Source organism: Zhongshania aquimaris, from assembly GCF_019312595.1.
In the GTDB taxonomy this organism is placed as follows: Bacteria; Pseudomonadota; Gammaproteobacteria; order Pseudomonadales; family Spongiibacteraceae; genus Spongiibacter; species Spongiibacter aquimaris.
In genome coordinates this window covers 488,492-504,784 of the sequence record NZ_JAHWDQ010000002.1, presented here as the reverse complement: position 1 = coordinate 504,784, position 16,293 = coordinate 488,492, and the positions used below count along the sequence as shown (strand labels likewise).

At 45.6% G+C, this 16,293-nt stretch carries 12 protein-coding genes; 1 reads left to right on the top strand and 11 read right to left on the bottom strand.

Annotation, left to right across the window (positions count from 1 at the left end; all coding sequences use genetic code 11):
* Window positions 1-277 precede the first annotated feature (277 nt).
* From KXJ70_RS11090 to KXJ70_RS11075, 4 genes are all read right to left on the bottom strand, one after another.
* Complete coding sequence (locus tag KXJ70_RS11090; RefSeq protein ID WP_219043567.1) at window positions 278-1,081, bottom strand: enoyl-CoA hydratase-related protein; 804 nt, start codon at window positions 1,079-1,081, stop codon at window positions 278-280.
* A 74-nt stretch (window positions 1,082-1,155) separates the two neighbouring features.
* Window positions 1,156-2,301: an acyl-CoA dehydrogenase family protein gene (locus tag KXJ70_RS11085; RefSeq protein WP_219043566.1), complete on the bottom strand. Its 1,146-nt coding sequence runs from the start codon at window positions 2,299-2,301 to the stop codon at window positions 1,156-1,158.
* Window positions 2,302-2,497: 196 nt separating this feature from the next.
* The gene (locus KXJ70_RS11080; protein ID WP_219043565.1) at window positions 2,498-4,384 is read right to left on the bottom strand and encodes a DUF3604 domain-containing protein; all 1,887 of its coding nucleotides are present in this window, start codon (window positions 4,382-4,384) and stop codon (window positions 2,498-2,500) included.
* Window positions 4,385-4,522: 138 nt separating this feature from the next.
* A complete protein-coding gene (locus KXJ70_RS11075) occupies window positions 4,523-7,006 on the bottom strand; it encodes a TonB-dependent receptor (protein WP_219043564.1) in 2,484 nt (827 codons plus the stop codon).
* Window positions 7,007-7,353: 347 nt separating this feature from the next.
* Here KXJ70_RS11075 and KXJ70_RS11070 point away from each other — a divergent pair, with 347 nt between their 5' ends.
* A complete protein-coding gene (locus tag KXJ70_RS11070; protein ID WP_219043563.1) occupies window positions 7,354-8,202 on the top strand; it encodes a bile acid:sodium symporter family protein in 849 nt (282 codons plus the stop codon).
* A gap of 57 nt (window positions 8,203-8,259) precedes the next feature.
* Here KXJ70_RS11070 and KXJ70_RS11065 read toward each other — a convergent pair whose 3' ends face one another.
* The 7 genes from KXJ70_RS11065 to KXJ70_RS11035 form a co-directional block, all read right to left on the bottom strand.
* Complete coding sequence (locus KXJ70_RS11065) at window positions 8,260-9,168, bottom strand: lysophospholipid acyltransferase family protein (protein ID WP_219043562.1); 909 nt, start codon at window positions 9,166-9,168, stop codon at window positions 8,260-8,262.
* A gap of 4 nt (window positions 9,169-9,172) precedes the next feature.
* On the bottom strand, window positions 9,173-10,942 hold the full coding sequence (locus tag KXJ70_RS11060) for an arylsulfatase (RefSeq protein ID WP_219043561.1): 1,770 nt from the start codon (window positions 10,940-10,942) through the stop codon (window positions 9,173-9,175).
* Between the two features lie 205 nt (window positions 10,943-11,147).
* Window positions 11,148-12,014 carry an SDR family NAD(P)-dependent oxidoreductase gene (locus KXJ70_RS11055; protein ID WP_219043560.1) on the bottom strand — a complete coding sequence of 289 codons (867 nt, stop codon included), beginning with the start codon at window positions 12,012-12,014 and terminating at the stop codon, window positions 11,148-11,150.
* Between the two features lie 69 nt (window positions 12,015-12,083).
* Window positions 12,084-13,019, bottom strand: a complete 936-nt coding sequence (locus KXJ70_RS11050; protein ID WP_219043559.1) for a VOC family protein — start codon at window positions 13,017-13,019, stop codon at window positions 12,084-12,086.
* Window positions 12,995-13,825 (bottom strand): alpha/beta fold hydrolase, encoded by an 831-nt coding sequence (locus tag KXJ70_RS11045; RefSeq protein WP_219043558.1) that lies wholly within the window; start codon window positions 13,823-13,825, stop codon window positions 12,995-12,997. Before KXJ70_RS11045 ends, KXJ70_RS11050 begins: the two co-directional genes overlap by 25 nt.
* Window positions 13,826-13,898: 73 nt before the next feature.
* Entirely contained in the window at window positions 13,899-15,110 is a 1,212-nt protein-coding gene (locus KXJ70_RS11040; RefSeq protein WP_255558405.1) for an acyl-CoA dehydrogenase family protein, read from the bottom strand.
* A gap of 158 nt (window positions 15,111-15,268) precedes the next feature.
* Complete coding sequence (locus tag KXJ70_RS11035) at window positions 15,269-16,264, bottom strand: Rieske 2Fe-2S domain-containing protein (RefSeq protein WP_219043557.1); 996 nt, start codon at window positions 16,262-16,264, stop codon at window positions 15,269-15,271.
* Window positions 16,265-16,293 lie beyond the last annotated feature (29 nt).

The following is a 16,293-nucleotide window of genomic DNA, read 5'->3' as shown; positions in this document are numbered from 1 at the left end:
CATCTATACTATTGTCAGGAACTTTGCCCGCCGCAATTACACGGTCCTATATGGCAAAAAGAGTGCTGATATCCATACCGCCATCATTTAGTCGAGTCAGTATAAAGTTTCAGAATACGATCTATTAGGCATTGCAGATAATTTGTATTTTTACAAAGAGTAGCTATAGAAACTCTTGAGATAGGTTTGCGATGGAAAGTTGTATACGCTAAGAAGATGTATAAATGTGCTTATCTTCACCATCGACTTCATTTCACACCAACACTATTCCGTGCTCTCAGTTCTTCGTGACTTGAGCCTGCCAGGCAGGAGGCCGCTTTTCTAGAAAGGCGCTCAATCCTTCCCGCCCCTCATCCGAATCACGAATATCGGCGATAAATTTAACCGTACCGGCAATCATATCATCGTCTATTTCACCGTGAGAAACATCGCTAACGATTTTCTTTACTTTGCTCAGCCCATTGGGCGCGTTAGCTAGAAGCACCGCTGCGAGCTCGGCGATACGCACGTCTAACTGATCTTCTTCTACAAGCTCACTTAAGAAGCCTAGCTTCAGAGCGCTATCAGCGCTCAACATTTCTCCGGTCATAAACAAACGCCTAGCCGCTTTCGGACCAATCGTTTGAACCACGTAGGGGGCTATTGTTGCCGGCACCATACCTAGCTTAATTTCGCTAAGTGCTAGCTTTGCAGCAGGACTGGCAATCGCGAAATCACAACAACAAACCAGGCCAACGCCACCGCCCATTGCAGCGCCGTGTACCCTCGCAATAGTAGGTTTAGGCAAAAAATTAAGGGTCTTCATTAACAATGCAAGGCGGCTAGCGTCCTCGATATTATCTTCATACGTATTGCTGCCCATGCGACGCATGTAATTGATGTCGCCACCCGCCGAAAAGCTCTTGCCTGAGCCTTCCAGAATAACGACTTTTACGGTGGGATCGCTTTGTGCGTAACTTAATGCCTCAATCAAGCTCTGAATTTGGATATCGTCAAACGCGTTATGTACTTCCGGCCGATTCAAGATAATGCGTAAAACGCCAGTTTCTGATTGTTCCTGAATCAACGTCGAATCCGACATAAACACCCCTGAAAATTAGTTTTAGCAATAGTATATTTATAGATTATCGACATAAGCACAGATTAGCTCTACAACTATAATTTGAGCAAAGCCCGACTGATAATCACTTTCATGATTTCGTTAGTGCCGCCATAGATCCGTTGAATTCGCGCGTCGGCCCACGCGCGAGCCACTGGATACTCCCACATATACCCGTAGCCTCCGTGCAACTGCAGGCACTCATCCATAATTTTCCCCTGCAAGTCTGTAGTTAGCAGCTTGAGCTTTGCCGCGGTCACCCGGTCTAATTTTCGGTTTAAATGAAGGGCCAAACATCGATCGAGAAATGCACCGACGGATGTCAACTCTGCGTCCATCTCGGCAAGTTTAAATTGCGTATTCTGAAAAGAAGAAATCGGTTTACCAAACGCGGTACGCTCAGACACGTAATCGACGGTTTTCTCTAAAATATTTTGAGCACTGTGAACCGCTAGTATGCTAGCGCACAAACGCTCCTGCGGCAGTTCTTCCATCAAGTAGGTAAAGCCCTTACCTTCCTCACCGAGCAACGATGCCGCTGGTACGCAGACATCCTGAAAATACAGTTCAGACGTATCCTGCGCCTTCAAACCAATTTTCTTCAGGTTTCTCCCTTTCGTAAAACCAGCGGTACTAGCTTCCACCAGGAACAAACTTATGCCACCTGCGCCAGCACCAGAATCGGTTTTTGCAACAACGATAACGACATCAGCATGCTGGCCGTTTGTAATAAATGTTTTAGAGCCATTTATATAGAAGCAATCACCATTTCGAACTGCTGTTGTTTTTATTCCCTGCAAATCCGATCCGGAAGAGGGTTCAGTCATGGCAATAGCGGTAACGATATCGCCGCTAACGCAAGCCGGCAAATACTTTTTCTTTTGCGCATCTGTACCAAGGCGAACGATGTACGGTACTGCCACATCAGAATGTAAATTCCAGCCTAGCCCCGTAAACCCAGAGCGAGCACATTCTTCATCGAGAATGGCGTTGTAGCGAAAATCAACTCCGACCCCACCGTACTCTTCTGGAACTGTAGGAGCAAGAAAGCCCTGTTCACCCGCCTTCCTCCATAAACCTCTGTCAACTTGTCCGCCTTCTTCCCACTGCTCATGGTAGGGCGCCACTTCCGTAGCCATGAACTTTTTAACTGAATCTCGAAAGATCTCATGTTCAGACTCATAAACCAACGACGTTAACATTCGGTACTTTCTCGCTCACTATATTTAATAATTGGTAGTTAGATTTTTAGCTCCCAGGAATAAATCGCAAATAATTTTTGCGTCTACTTACCTTCTGACGTAACCAAAGTCGAACCGAAGTTATTATCAGGCACTATATAAATTCTCACTTATAAAGATAGTTACCACAGTCGCAGTAGAATCCCGCGACGTGACATCATAGTTTCTCGGAATCTCTCTGCGGTTCATACCAAATAGCGGACGTTACGGCGCGCTCTTGAATCGTAGTAGGTTCAGGTGCGGCGATACCAAGTTTCGCAGAATCGTAGGTCGTCCATCTGGGGGTAGGAATCTCAATCACTCTAGCGTAGTAAAACGCAGTGCTATCTGGGCTAAAGTCTGGATCAGTCCACAGCGACGACAACTGAACATCACCAATACTATTTTCGTAAGTTGCCTCTTCAATGTTTACCGTATTCCCCACATCTGGCACCTGCCCGGTTTTCGGGTTTGGCTTACGACTATCTGACAAGGCAACATCGTATATTTTCTCTTGTGACTTACCACTCTCATCGACCCAGCCCTTAATAATTTGAATACGATCAAGGTTCGCGCTATCTGGATCTTTAAGTGCCCACACGACAAATGTCGGCGCTCCTTCTTTTGCAGACATTGTCTTTGGTAAACTTCCGCCCATAGGTACGCCGGTTTTCTCCGCGACATCAATAGGATCGCTGGCTTGTAATATATCCTCTGGATAATTCCAGCCACCAAAGAATCTTACTGTGATCCTAGGGCCCGAGGTAGCGTAACTCTCCTTGCGGCGGATAGCATCAAAAATAGATTCCCGAGTATTCTCTTCGGCCCATACGGCGGCAAGACCTGACGCTCCCCAGCGTCGAGCAAGCTGATAGTCTTCCGGTAAAATAACGTTCTCACCCATTCTTATGCCAGCACTGCCATCAAATAGCGGAAGTTTTCCAAAATAATTATCTTCTTCAACCGGTGACGCCGCATTGTGAGTATCGGTACTGCCAATAACACCAAAGCGATATGGATTGAATCCCTCATTGTGGGACATCTCAATACCCAACCTCAAGGCATCACGAGCGTATCCGCCCTTTGGCTCTGCGTACCTGATTTTGCCGGATAGGATAGTGTCAAATATTTCAAAGTCGGCAAAGCCATCTTCAGGTGACAGTTCTGGATGGGTTTCAGATTGCCCTTTGACCTGGAATATTTCACTGACCGGCTCATTGCGCATACGTCTTTCAGCATAATCACTATCTATAGGCGTACCATCAAATGCATTGGGGCCATACATCAAGCCACCACTGACATTTCCGTTGTGTGGAATAGCAATATTATCCATGCCTTCCGCGCGCTGCTTTTCAAGCTGCGTCCAAAGGTCTCGCGGATCCTGCGAATCTAGCGAGCTAAACGGAATATCCGGGGCACTACTTCCTTTATAAAGTACAACTCTATGCAAGTTATTCTTTTCAGGCATAGAGGACCATTCGTAGCCTATAAACGTTGTAAAACGACCAGGCTGATAATTTCTTTCAGCGCTCTCGATAATTGATTTCCACGCGGTTGCCGACATTTTGTCACTGTCTTTTATCTCTCCTAAACGCGGATTGAAAATTACCATTGTACGTATCCATGCAATGGTAGTACGTAGCGGACTGTCTTCTATTAATCTTTGGCGAAGTGATCGCGACGATAGTGGCAGCTCTGGGTCTATTTCACGCATTACTCCCAAATACTCTGAGTGATCAGTTACCGCCGCAAAATCCAAAGGTTTTCTAAGATGAATTCCATACCCCGCGCCGTGTTCAATCTCACCTCCTCTCGCATAGACATAAGCGTCATCAGGCAGGGCCCTAACTCCCATAACATGGGCGTCGGTTGATAGACTTGTATGGATGTGAGTATCACCCCAAAGTAAATTTCGCTGAGGGTTTTTCGGTATGAGAGGCATTTCCCGTGGCTTAATTGCGTTGTCCGCGTCGAAGGCCAGATACAAGGTAGGGTCATCTACCGGGCTACACCCAACAACAGCATAAGTGACAAATACGAACGCTAATACACGGGTAAAGATCATAAAATTTCTCTTCTTATGATATGTATTTGATCTAAAAACAAGTTAATTTTGGTGGAATAAAAAGTTATAAAATAGGCTATTTAACGGCGAAAGTAGACTTTTGACAAAGTCGAAAAGTCTACTTAATCGATACCTATATTAGTTGAACTCGTAACTTAGCTCTAAACCGATATTCCGTTCTCTACCCACTGTTATTGAGTTAGAACCAAACCCTGAATAGACCGCGCTTCCAGTAGCAATATACTCCTTGTCAGTAAGGTTATTGCCATAAAGCGAGATGACCAATTTACTGTCATCACTTGGAGTCCAAGAAATACGGGAGGACCAAGTACTAAATCCTTTTATAGTAGCATCATCTCTAAATTCTGCGCGCCCCGCCATCGCGTCCCCGCCGATGAATTGATCATCTCTGGTATTACGACTTAATACAAAATCGAACTCACCGAAATCAGTAGTCAACAACGAGTATCTAGCCGATATGTTGTAAACATATTTAGGAATGAAGGGAAACGGCTCCGAGCTTCTATCTACCGTAACCACCGAGCCCGTTATTGGATCAGTAGCTTTGTCATCAAACTCCTTAAACTCGGCATCAATATAGTTACCAGAGGCCTTTATCATAAAGCTTTCACTAAATAACCACGTTAGCTCAAACTCGATACCCTGCATCAAGGCCAGGCCTGCATTATTAGTACTAATTTCGGGAGCCCCTAAAGCGGGAATATCAGCAACAACAACCTGTATATCTTTATAGTCTGACCTGTATATAGCAGTATTGAAGCGCAAGCGTCGATCAAAGGCGTCTAGTTTCACGCCAATCTCTTTACTAATAACATACTCAGGATCGTAGTGACCAATACCGGATTGAAGAACATTAAATCCACCCGATTTAAAACCTTCACTTGCGGTGACGTAGCCCAACAAGGCATCTACGTTGTCAAAGCTAAAGCTCTCTGACATATCCCAAGACAAACTTGCCATCGGAGATAGGCGTTCGAAGTCCACCTCCTCGCGCCGATTAGCACCGAGGGAGAGCGGGATCTCAGAGCCCTCTAACATATCGAACTGAGCCGCTGTCATTATCGTAACGGGCAATGGGATCGGCAAACCTGCTATTGGCGGTACCGTCGCCGCATCAATCTTGGTAGTGCTTATTTTCCGCTGCTCATACGAATAACGAAGGCCGGCGGTTAACTGGAGTGAGGGTGTTATGTCGTAAGCTGCCTGAGAAAACACCGCATAAGAAGTATTGTCATAAGAGGTAATCGATGAGTTATGCACTCCTCTTACAAAAAGACATTCCAAGGCGGGAATTCCTGCAAGCTCACAAATCATATTGGCAGACGGCAGCCCAGGTAGGCTTTCAAATCCAATCCACCCTTCTTTAGTTGACGCCTGCCCCTCAAGCTGCTTATCCAAAGACTCCCAAGATCCGAATAGCCCGACGGTGTAAGACAATTTATCTTGTAAGGCGCTACCCGAAAACTGCAACTCCTCGCCTAATGTATAACGGCTGCCATCTTCGTCAAAAACACCCTGTCGACGCAATTGATCCCTTACGTGTGTGGTGTTTCTGATCGCCAATAAATCGGTAGCATCGAAATCAAAATCACTGTAATTATCACCTTTCAGCACATACGAGGTGATGCTCTTGAGCGTACCGACGGGGGTATTCCAGGTATACGTTGCACCAAACAGTGCATCAGTCGAGGTGAATTCACCGCCGTAGTTTTCAGTTGATACCTTACCTGTTCCAATTAATTTTTCAGCTTCGGTACACGCTTCGTTATAGTTCTCTGAACGACCCGGCGCACGGGCGTAGCTCAAGGAGCCCTCAAGGGTAACTTGCTGACAATAATGCGGCGGCATGTTTTCGTCTTGCTTGTTAACGTAAGCGATGGTTCTCAATGACATATCATCATTGATATCCCACAGCACTTGCAGAGCAGCCAAAAGCCTATCGTCATCACCCATACCAGCGCCGGTATCAATATCTTCGGCATAACCGTCAGACTTAACCGAGCCCAAGGTCAGCTTGGAAAACAGCTTACCTTCAATTAATGGGATATCGAACGCAACCTTAAAATCGCGCTGCCCCATATCATCAATTTTAGTATTAATATTTACCGCAAATTCGTCGGAGGGATTTTTTGTGGTTACCAATATAGCGCCACCGACGCTATTCTTACCGAACAAGGTGCCCTGCGGCCCCCGAAGAACTTGAACACTTTCCAATGCGAGCGTGTCAATTAGCTGACTGTCATTTCGCGCGAGGAATACACCATCCATGTATACCGCAACACCTGGATCGGCCTGCACTTCGTTAATGCGCGTCTGACCAACCCCACGGATTGAGAATGCGCCCTGCTTCCGGCCCTCTCGCTGGTCCAAACTAGGCGCAATTTTTGCCAAATCAGCAATGGTTGATATATTGTTTGCTGCCATTTCGGCAGTTGAAACAGCGGTAACGGCGACGGGGACCTCTTGCAGGCTTTCGTCTCTTTTACGAGCCGTAACCACCACCTCTTCTATCTGCATTCCTTTCTTTGAGGTTTCTGCAAAAGTAAGGCCGGAAAATGCCATATTTACAGCAAGACCAGCTAACAGGGCTTTATTATTCATCATTTCTCCCACTTAGAATGGGCATATATTTATGGTATTAAAAATACGCCATTTATTATATTTTTAGAGATATTCGAATCTGTATCATTGCAACATTGCACTTATGATTATAAGGAGCTTTTATCAAAGGATAATTAAGCTACTAATAACTCAGCTTACAAACGACCCTTACTACACATACTCTGCATGACGAGCTATAATCCTTATTATCATTAAGGAAGTGTAATTTTTAATAAGCAATCCAGTAAGTCGTATATCGTAATTTATGTGTTTACAATAACCACTCAATCGCTCAGTACAAATATAGTTCTAAACTCAAATTCCAATCAGAGAAAAGATCCAATCCAATGCTCATTCAATCTTTAATTCCACTCGGTCTTTTCTTAATCATGCTGAGTATGGGGCTAGGTCTAACAGTAAATGACTTCAAGGAGCTCTTAAATCGCCCCAAGGCGGTATTCGTTATATTGCTAGTCCAGCTACTTTTTTTGCCTCTACTCGCTATCGCCATAAGTTTGGCGATTGACCTCTCCCCATCGCTAGGTCTTGGCCTTGTATTAATCGCCTCCTGCCCAGGCGGTATCACCTCGAATATGCTAACGCGGCTAGCTAAAGGTGATACCGCGCTATCGATAGGTTTAACGGCAATTACCAGTCTTACTAGCGTTTTCATCATCCCACTGATCATGGGAGCTTTCGCACGTCTTATAGGCGGCGAGCTTGAATCGTTCGAACTCTCATTTTTAAATATTATTCTTCAGATTTCTGCTCTTACCGCACTTCCCCTTGTTATTGGCATGGTACTGCGGAACAAGTATCCTGATGTGGTATCTCACCTTGAGTCCAAGATGGTACTTATCACCGCCCTGTTCTTTATATTGCTGGTGGTACTAACCTGGATAGATCAATGGGAGAATATAAAATCCTCTGTAAATGTAGCCGGCACCGCAGTCGCATTACTACTCGTATTGAGTAATACAGCTGGCTTTCTCAGCGGGAAAATCGCCCGCCTCCAGGAGCAAGAAATCACCACCATGCTTATTGAAGTCGGAATACAGAATGGCGCTATGGCGTTTATGATTGCAGCTACTATTTTAAATAATATGAGCATCGCAATTCCTTCAGCGCTTTACTCTGTCTTCATGATTATCATAGGCATGGTCATTGTCGTGGTCAGACGACCAAACGTTGCATAGCTATCAGACGCGCATCCATACTGAGAAAACTGGCCATCATCAGAAAGAACTCCACGTTTACCGTATAAGTAGACGCCTCAACCAACCCTCTTGCTCTGCATTTTGTGCTCTAGCTAATAGCAAGTCTCGAATTTGCGTTTCTATGCTTGCAGATGTCTCGTTGCGTATTGCCTCAAGTTGATTTTGCGCAAGAGTTTGTCCTTTATACTCACGCAGATAAATCGGTTTTCCAATACTCATATAAAAGCGCTCGGGCTTAGGAATTAATGTACCCCACACGCCCTTAGGAATAGGCGGCAGCAAATCAGTACGCCCATCTCCGCTCAGCACGCCAAGCCTGATAAGTAGTTTTCCCAAAGCTGAGTTATACCACTGTGCGCTTTCCATATAGCGGCCGTAAAATTCATCAGGGCCGATCGTTGCAAAGGGAAGTATGGTGTAGCCATGCATTGCAGCTAGCTTTACAAAGCCATACCGCTCTTTCCATTTAAGCTGGTAGCGCTGATTAGCAGGCTTATTCACTTCATATGATCCACCTGGAAAAACTAGGAGATCTTTCCCAGCCTCCATCATCTTGGCGCAAATCTCAGGATGCCCCAATATTCCACCTTGGCTTATCATCGCTTTTCTCACCGTCGGATTGCCAAACAAAACCCGATCACCCATTGCGCGAACCAAGCGACCAGATTCATGCAGAAATGTCGATTGAATCAACGGTACGTCGAGCGCGAGAAGCGCATGATTACCAACGAGCAGTACCGGTGTGGGGGGTATATTTTCTTGCCCCACAACAGTAGGTGAAAATATACGCCTAAGTATTGAATATAATGTTGTGTGGCGCTGTCGTGCTGCTCCCTCGGCCGCCAGTGAATCTGCAACTATCTCAGCAACGTCAATATCTTTATGATCGTCTTTAGCTAGAGTGGTAGTCTCTATTATTATTTTATCACCATCGTCCATGCTCATATTTTCACTCATCACTAACGAATAGGCTCACCCATAGATCAATTGTAAAATCGACAACACTGACTATTATCTGGCAGTACCAATTACATTCTGTAGTAAATAAGTCTCCGAGAGACACCGAGATTGGCGGGTCAGGCAAGATCACACCAACTCTTTTTTTATAGTTATCGTAATACGCAACTAACTCAGTGAGTTTATCCGGGTATACTTCAGCAAGGTTGTTTACTTCGCTCGGATCCTCACTCAGATCATAAAGCTCCCATTTACCGCTCCCCAACGGAGGCCTCATATTTGTCGCTTTCCAACGATCCGACACTACGGATCTATGTCCGAAAAGCTCTGTGGCAAACGTGCGGCTTTTTTCGTTGCTAATGTCCTTCCAGTTTTCAAATAGTGATTGTCCTTCGGGCCGAATTTTATCTTTGAACAAAATATTTGACGAAGTATTAATACCCGCTAATGCATACAGTGTCGCAGTGAGATCCGTTATGTGCGAGACCTGCTTTGATATTTTATTCTTTTCAACTAAGGGACCGGTCACAATCAAGGGAGCGCGTATTCCTCCCTCGGCAATTGCGCCTTTATACAATTTAAACGGCGACGCCGACACTGACGCCCAATCGCGGCCCATATAAGTGTGAGAACCACGGCGCCCCTGATTTTCTACACCCTGTTTGTACTCATTTAAAAACCATTCCCGCGTACTTCCTGGGTACGACAAAGGTGTCGCGCCATTGGCACCATTGTCAGAAAGAAAGACGATATAGGTATTTTCTAAATGACCAGTACGCTCTAGCTCGTCGATCAGCCGATGAATTTGGTCATCCATATACTCGACCATTGCCGCGTATATCTCCATCGGCCTACTTGCCGATTTATGCGCCACATCATCCATCATTGACCACGGCTTAACATACGCAGGCAAAAATTTCGGAAATGTTGGTGGCGCCCACAATTCAGTACCTTCCGGGATAAAACCTCGATCTAACAGAGCTTGAGCACGTTGTGCCCGAAGCGATTCCGGGCCCTGCTCGTAGACACCAGAATATTTATCAAGCCAAGAATCAGGCACCTGCAATGGGTCATGGGGAGCGGTGTAGGCAACGTAGGCGAAAAATGGCGTTTCTGAATCCAGTGAATTCAGGTAGCCCAACATTTTATCGGTGTAGGCCTTCGAGGAATAAAAGTCGTCTGGCAAGACGGTGACTACGCCATCTGCAAGATATGTCGCCTTCTCTGTACGGTACAGCGGAGCCGCGTCACTAAAATGGCTAGCGCCACCTTCAATCAAAGTAAACGAACGGTCAAAACCTCGATTACTAGGATATTGACTGGCATCCTTGGCCAAGTGCCATTTACCGCTCATCAGCGTAGCGTAGCCTGACGCCTTAAGAGCTTCTGCGACAGTGACAACGTCATCGCGCAGCTGACCTGAATAGGCATCTGAATGGGTTTGATTTTCAGCCTGAACACCCTCCATTGTGCCCAGCCCTGCGAGGTGGCTATCTACTCCCGTCATCAGCATTGAGCGCGTTGGCGAGCATGTTGGAGCAACATAGAAGTTAGTCATTGTTACACCTTGCTCGGCAAGCGAATCTAACGTCGGTGTTCTAATTTCACTACCAAATGCACCAATATCGGACCACCCCATATCATCAGCGACAATGACAATAAAGTTAGGCCGCTCGGTCTTCTCTGCATAAGTATTAGTAGCAAAAACTAACGCAAACAAGGGGTATAGCAATGTGGCGTGGAATCTTGCGAGACTAATCAACAACACGTTCCTCATAGGCACATCAAGAAGAGATCAGTTATGTAAGGCGCCCAAATAGGCTACCAGGTACAGGTCTGCGCTAGTTATCTAACAGTGTATTTATATAAATGCCGTGCAACAATTTATTGTTATATTTTGGTGTAGCGAATACCGAAAACGTGGAATTTAAGGGCAAGATTGCCCCTTAAATTCCACTGTATTCATCCTACATGACAGCAGGATTACTATTTGTAAGAACGCTATCACAGCGCGCCGTAATCATGGCTTGATGACTATCCAGATACGGTCTGATCCAAAAATTATTATTACAAACGCCGTCAAAGCACGCATCAGCTACCTCGACCGGCTCTGTAAGCTGGAACTCAACGTTGGCCCCAAGAGCAGATTTCTTAAGGTCCTCCATTGTCATGTAATCATCAACCTTGACGTCATCCTGAAACTCAGCTTGACGATTACGTTGCGATGCCAAAATCTGCGTGTTAACCATATGCGGCCCAGGGAAAAGCAAATGCACCTTGAGTTTAGAAGACTCCTTGCTTAGCTGAGCGTATAAAACTTCGGTTAGGCTGGTCACCGCCGCCTTAGAGGATGCGTAAATAGGCGTTGTAGGAAATGCGATACAACCACCATTGAAAGAGGTCGTATTGATAATATGGCCCTCAAGGCCTGCGGCGAGCATTTTTGGAACAAAAGCCCGAATACCATTGGCTATCCCCATAACATTCACTGAGTACCCCCAGTTCCAGTCATTTGCAGAGAGCGCCCATATTTTCCGGTCCGCTTCCTTAACGCCCACACCCGCGTTATTACATAGAACATGCACATTACCGAAGCTTCCATACGCCTTGGCAGCTAAATTCTCAACTGAAGCGGCACTTGTTACATCTGTCACAACGCCAATCGCATTTATCCCAGATGACTTAAGTGTGTCGACCGCCTTATCTAAAGCCTTTTGCTCAATGTCTGCTACTACGACATTCATACCTTCTTTGCCAAACCGATTGCAAAGTGCAAAGCCAACTCCGCTTGCTCCGCCGGTGACGACTATCGTTTTTCCTGAAAATTCCTGCATTTAATCCACCATATTATTTTTCTATCTGATTTGAAGAACCGCTTCCGGAATATCCAATCTCCTTGCTAATTACAGCGCGAACTTGTGGCCCCAATGACTTGGTAAGGTGGTTTTCGTTGGCGTGTAATTATCCCAGTCCATTTGCAGCCCTTCGCAGCCAAACTCAAGTGGAAAATCACCCGGCGTCATCATATAAAAAGACAACATATTATCATTGGTATGCCGACCTAATGTTGAGGTGATAGGTATCTCGCGCTCGATAACGCGCTGTAAACACTCCCCCACTTCATCAATCGTTTTAACTTCAAGCATCAAGTGAATACAGCCAGCGAGGCTCTCGCCGCCAAATAACGCAACCGAGTGATGGCGCGGATTGTTCACATGCATAAACTTCAATGCCAAGCCCGGCTCATCCGGGTCATCGCTAAACTTGAAGTGCATATAATCTGAGTCTCCAAATCCCAGTACATTCTTATAAAAGGTATGTGTTTCATCTAAGTTTTCTGCGGGCAGAACAGCATGCCCGAAACCCGACGAGCCAAAATCACCCGTTTCAAACCCTGATATACCTAAAGGTGAAATGAACTTGGCATAATCGAGATCCGCGCCGTGATACAACTCTAAGGTATTGCCCGCTGGATCATTAAAACGCACTAAATCAAGCACACCTCGCATTTTCAAATCAGCTCGACTACCGCGCGTATAGCTAGTTCCGCTAGCTTCTAACTCTTGGATCGCTTTAACAAAATCATTCTCGTCATACAGCTCTAAGCCCAGCAACTTAAGACGGTTCTCCGCACCGGGAACAATCGCAAATCGAAATGGCCGCTCATCTATTTTGAGAAACACATTCTCGTCACCGACTCCTGGAACCTCCATCATCCCAAGTACTTCAGTGCCAAATACTCGCCATTCGCTTGGGTCTTTAGACTCGATAAACGCATAACCTAAACTGCGGATATTCATAATGACGCTACCTTCTATGCCGCGAAAAATTTTAAACATTCACTATTAAAAAGAGCCTCATGCTCGACCATAACCCAGTGACCGCACTCAGATAGAATTATCAACTCTAGATTCGAACAGTTATTCTTAAGTGCCATGATTCCGCTATCTGGCATCATTCGCTCATTAGCGCCCCAAAAGGCCAATACCGGACAGCTCAGCTCACTAAGACGTTCTGCCAAATAGGGTATTTGCATAGTGATCATTACGTGGCCATTCATGAGCCCCATAATTTGGAATCGCTCTGCAACTAACTGATCTGTCGCATATTTCGGGTCGTACATTAAACCGAAGGAAAACAGTTCTTTCATAATCTCCGGAGTAATATCATCACCAGAGCCGTAGACCTCGAACATTTTCTGCATGCCTGGCATGGTGAAGTATTCTTCGGTTTGACTCATGCCACCCGGCGCCAGCAGAACCAACTTTTTAACAAGCTTTGGATGCTCTAGGGCAAGTCCAATCGCAACGGCACCCCCCAGGGAATTACCCACCACAATGCATTCACTCACACCAGCTAAATCCAGTGTTTGCTTAACGCACTCTACGAAGAAGCTTAGCGGATGATCGACATCGTCGGGCTTATCCGAAAAGCCAAAGCCGATTAGATCGGGAACAATGCAACGATACCCCTGCTCAGCGATAAATTGATAATTTTGCTTAAAATTACTGTGACCGCTTGCACCCGGCCCGGAGCCATGAAGAAACACAATGACTGGACCGTCACCTTTATCGATATAATGAATACGGTAGCCGTTGGGGCAGATCGCATAATTTTCATCTGGCAGAACACCATTCATTGTCATTGTCATTCATCCTTCGTGATTTTTTTGCATTTATACAGCGTTGAACCAAATACCATGCTGCCTATCTACTAACTTAAAGCCCCAGCTCAGTGGTTTCATGGCCAAACAATACGCCGCCTAGATTAATCTCGAAGGCATCCGACACGTTTGCAACGTGTGCTTGGCTAGCCAACATATCTAGATGCTTTGCCAGCAACGCACTCTTATTACGAATTGAGCCAGATCCAGAAGCTTTGAGCATTTTTGATGACAATGCGATGCAGCGATCTGCCACCATTGAACTTTCATAACGAAACCGTGCGCGATCAGCCATGCTGATTTCAACACCGGTTCTAGCGCTCTCCAACATAGCGTCAAAATTAGAAATCATGATTAGTTTCATAGTTTCTATTTCTGATTTAACTTGCGCGGCGATACGTTTTGAATCCGCGTCATCTCTCATCATTACACGGCCCGCCAAGCGATTATTGGCGACATGAATATAGTCATCCAGCGCAGCTTCCAGCGCCCCCAATGTGGCCGTGCATACAGCGCGAGAAAAGACCTGCATAAAGGGCAACTGGTATACAGGGCGCTTATTTTTATGTTTATCCGAGCCAACATCACCAAACATAAAATGCGTTCTATGCTCAGGAACAAACACATTATCCACATCGATATCGTGGCTCCCGGTACCCTTAAGACCTACCACATCCCAGTTTTTAATAATCTTGTAGTCTTTGCGCGGAAGTAAAAATGTTCTGTAGTTCTCTATCTCCCAAGAGCCGTCTTCTCCCGGAGCGACCGCGCCAAGATAAACCCAGTCACAATGCTCACAGCCGCTAGAAAAACTCCAGCAACCGCTCAATGTGAAGCCGCCTTCCACTCGCGAAACCAAACCAACTGGTGCATAGGAAGACGAGATAAGCACACTCGGATCATCTCCCCAAACCTCTTTTGCAGCTTCAGGATCGAACAAATTAAGCTGCCAGTTATGCACACCTACAACACTCAATACCCAAGCCGACGACATACACGCTTTCGCGATTTCAATGACGACGGAATAATAAACCTGGGGATCCATTTCATATCCGCCGTAGGCTTCAGACTGAAGAATCTTGAAAAATCCCGCCTCTTTAAAATCAGCGATAGTTTCTTCGGGTACCTTTGCATCTGCAGCACACTTGGCCGCTCTTTCTTTCAGTACCGGATGCAAAGCTCTCGCCTTTTCTAGCAACTCATTTGCACGAGGTGATCCCAAGCTATGCATTGTGGACGTTGAATTACTGATCGACATGCTGTTCATATTGAACTCCCAAAATAATTATTTGTATTTACCGAAAGCTATAATTGCAAAGAACCAATTTAAGTGGCCTCAGGTTATGCCAAATTATTAATATCTTATTATCTCGATAATTTGATAGTTAAAAATAAATAATTTTTTCGCCATCTAAAATATCAAAATCAAACTATTTTCACAGCGTCCGTTACTTCGAAATTATAAAACTGTGAAAAATACTTTCGGAATTTCATGATTGGACCATCGCCATCACACAACACAGGATTCACCAAATGAAATTTGTTATGCCATATAGGAATATCGCCTTCTAGACCTTGCTGGCCATTGGTCGTCGCTATCGAGTACTCCATTACCGCGTCTAGATAGCTCCCCTTTTCATGTATTGGGTAGCTGTACGCAAATCTAACTTCAACCTTCTCTCTAGCGACCGGCGTCACAAGGACCTGTACAAGGTAGTCACCCACCCCTGTAAACCGAGTCCACTTCTGGCCAGCGCCGTTCTGGACGACGCTCACGCTAATTTCTACCTCTTTAACTTCACCGGTCTCATCCGGAATCATATGAGTCCCGGTAACCAAACTACGTCGGATATGACCGTCATATTCGGTTTTACCGAGTGGTACCGCTTCCATTTTGTGTACAAATTGGAAATGCGCTACATCTACACCGTTCTCGGCGATTTCCTGAGGGCAAGAATTGAACTCCCAAAAATACCGACGCTCATGCGTCCAGCTCGGATCATGAGCCTCAGGCAATTCGATTACGTCGTACTCTGGCTTGGTTTCATTGGGGTGATACCAAGCCCAAATAACGCCATTCTTTTCACACACCGGATAGGTTTTTAGACAGGGCTTTCCTTCCCACTTAGGCGGTATACGCGAAGCATAGGGGATTTCGGTAATCACACCCTCGGCATCATAATGCCAGTGATGGAATGGACACCGAATTGACTCCCCCTGCACGGTGCCGCCATGACCGAGATGGGCACCCAAATGAGGACAAACGGGACTGGTCAAGCCGAGCTTCCCCGAAGCGGTTCTAAAAAGAACCATATCGCGTTCAAAATAATGGATATTTTTAACTTCGTTCTTCTCTAGCTCATTGCTAAACCCTACACAAAACCAACCGTAGGGCATAGGCATAGGAAAACGCTCAGTCACGCTGCTATCCTCATCTAATTATTATCTAT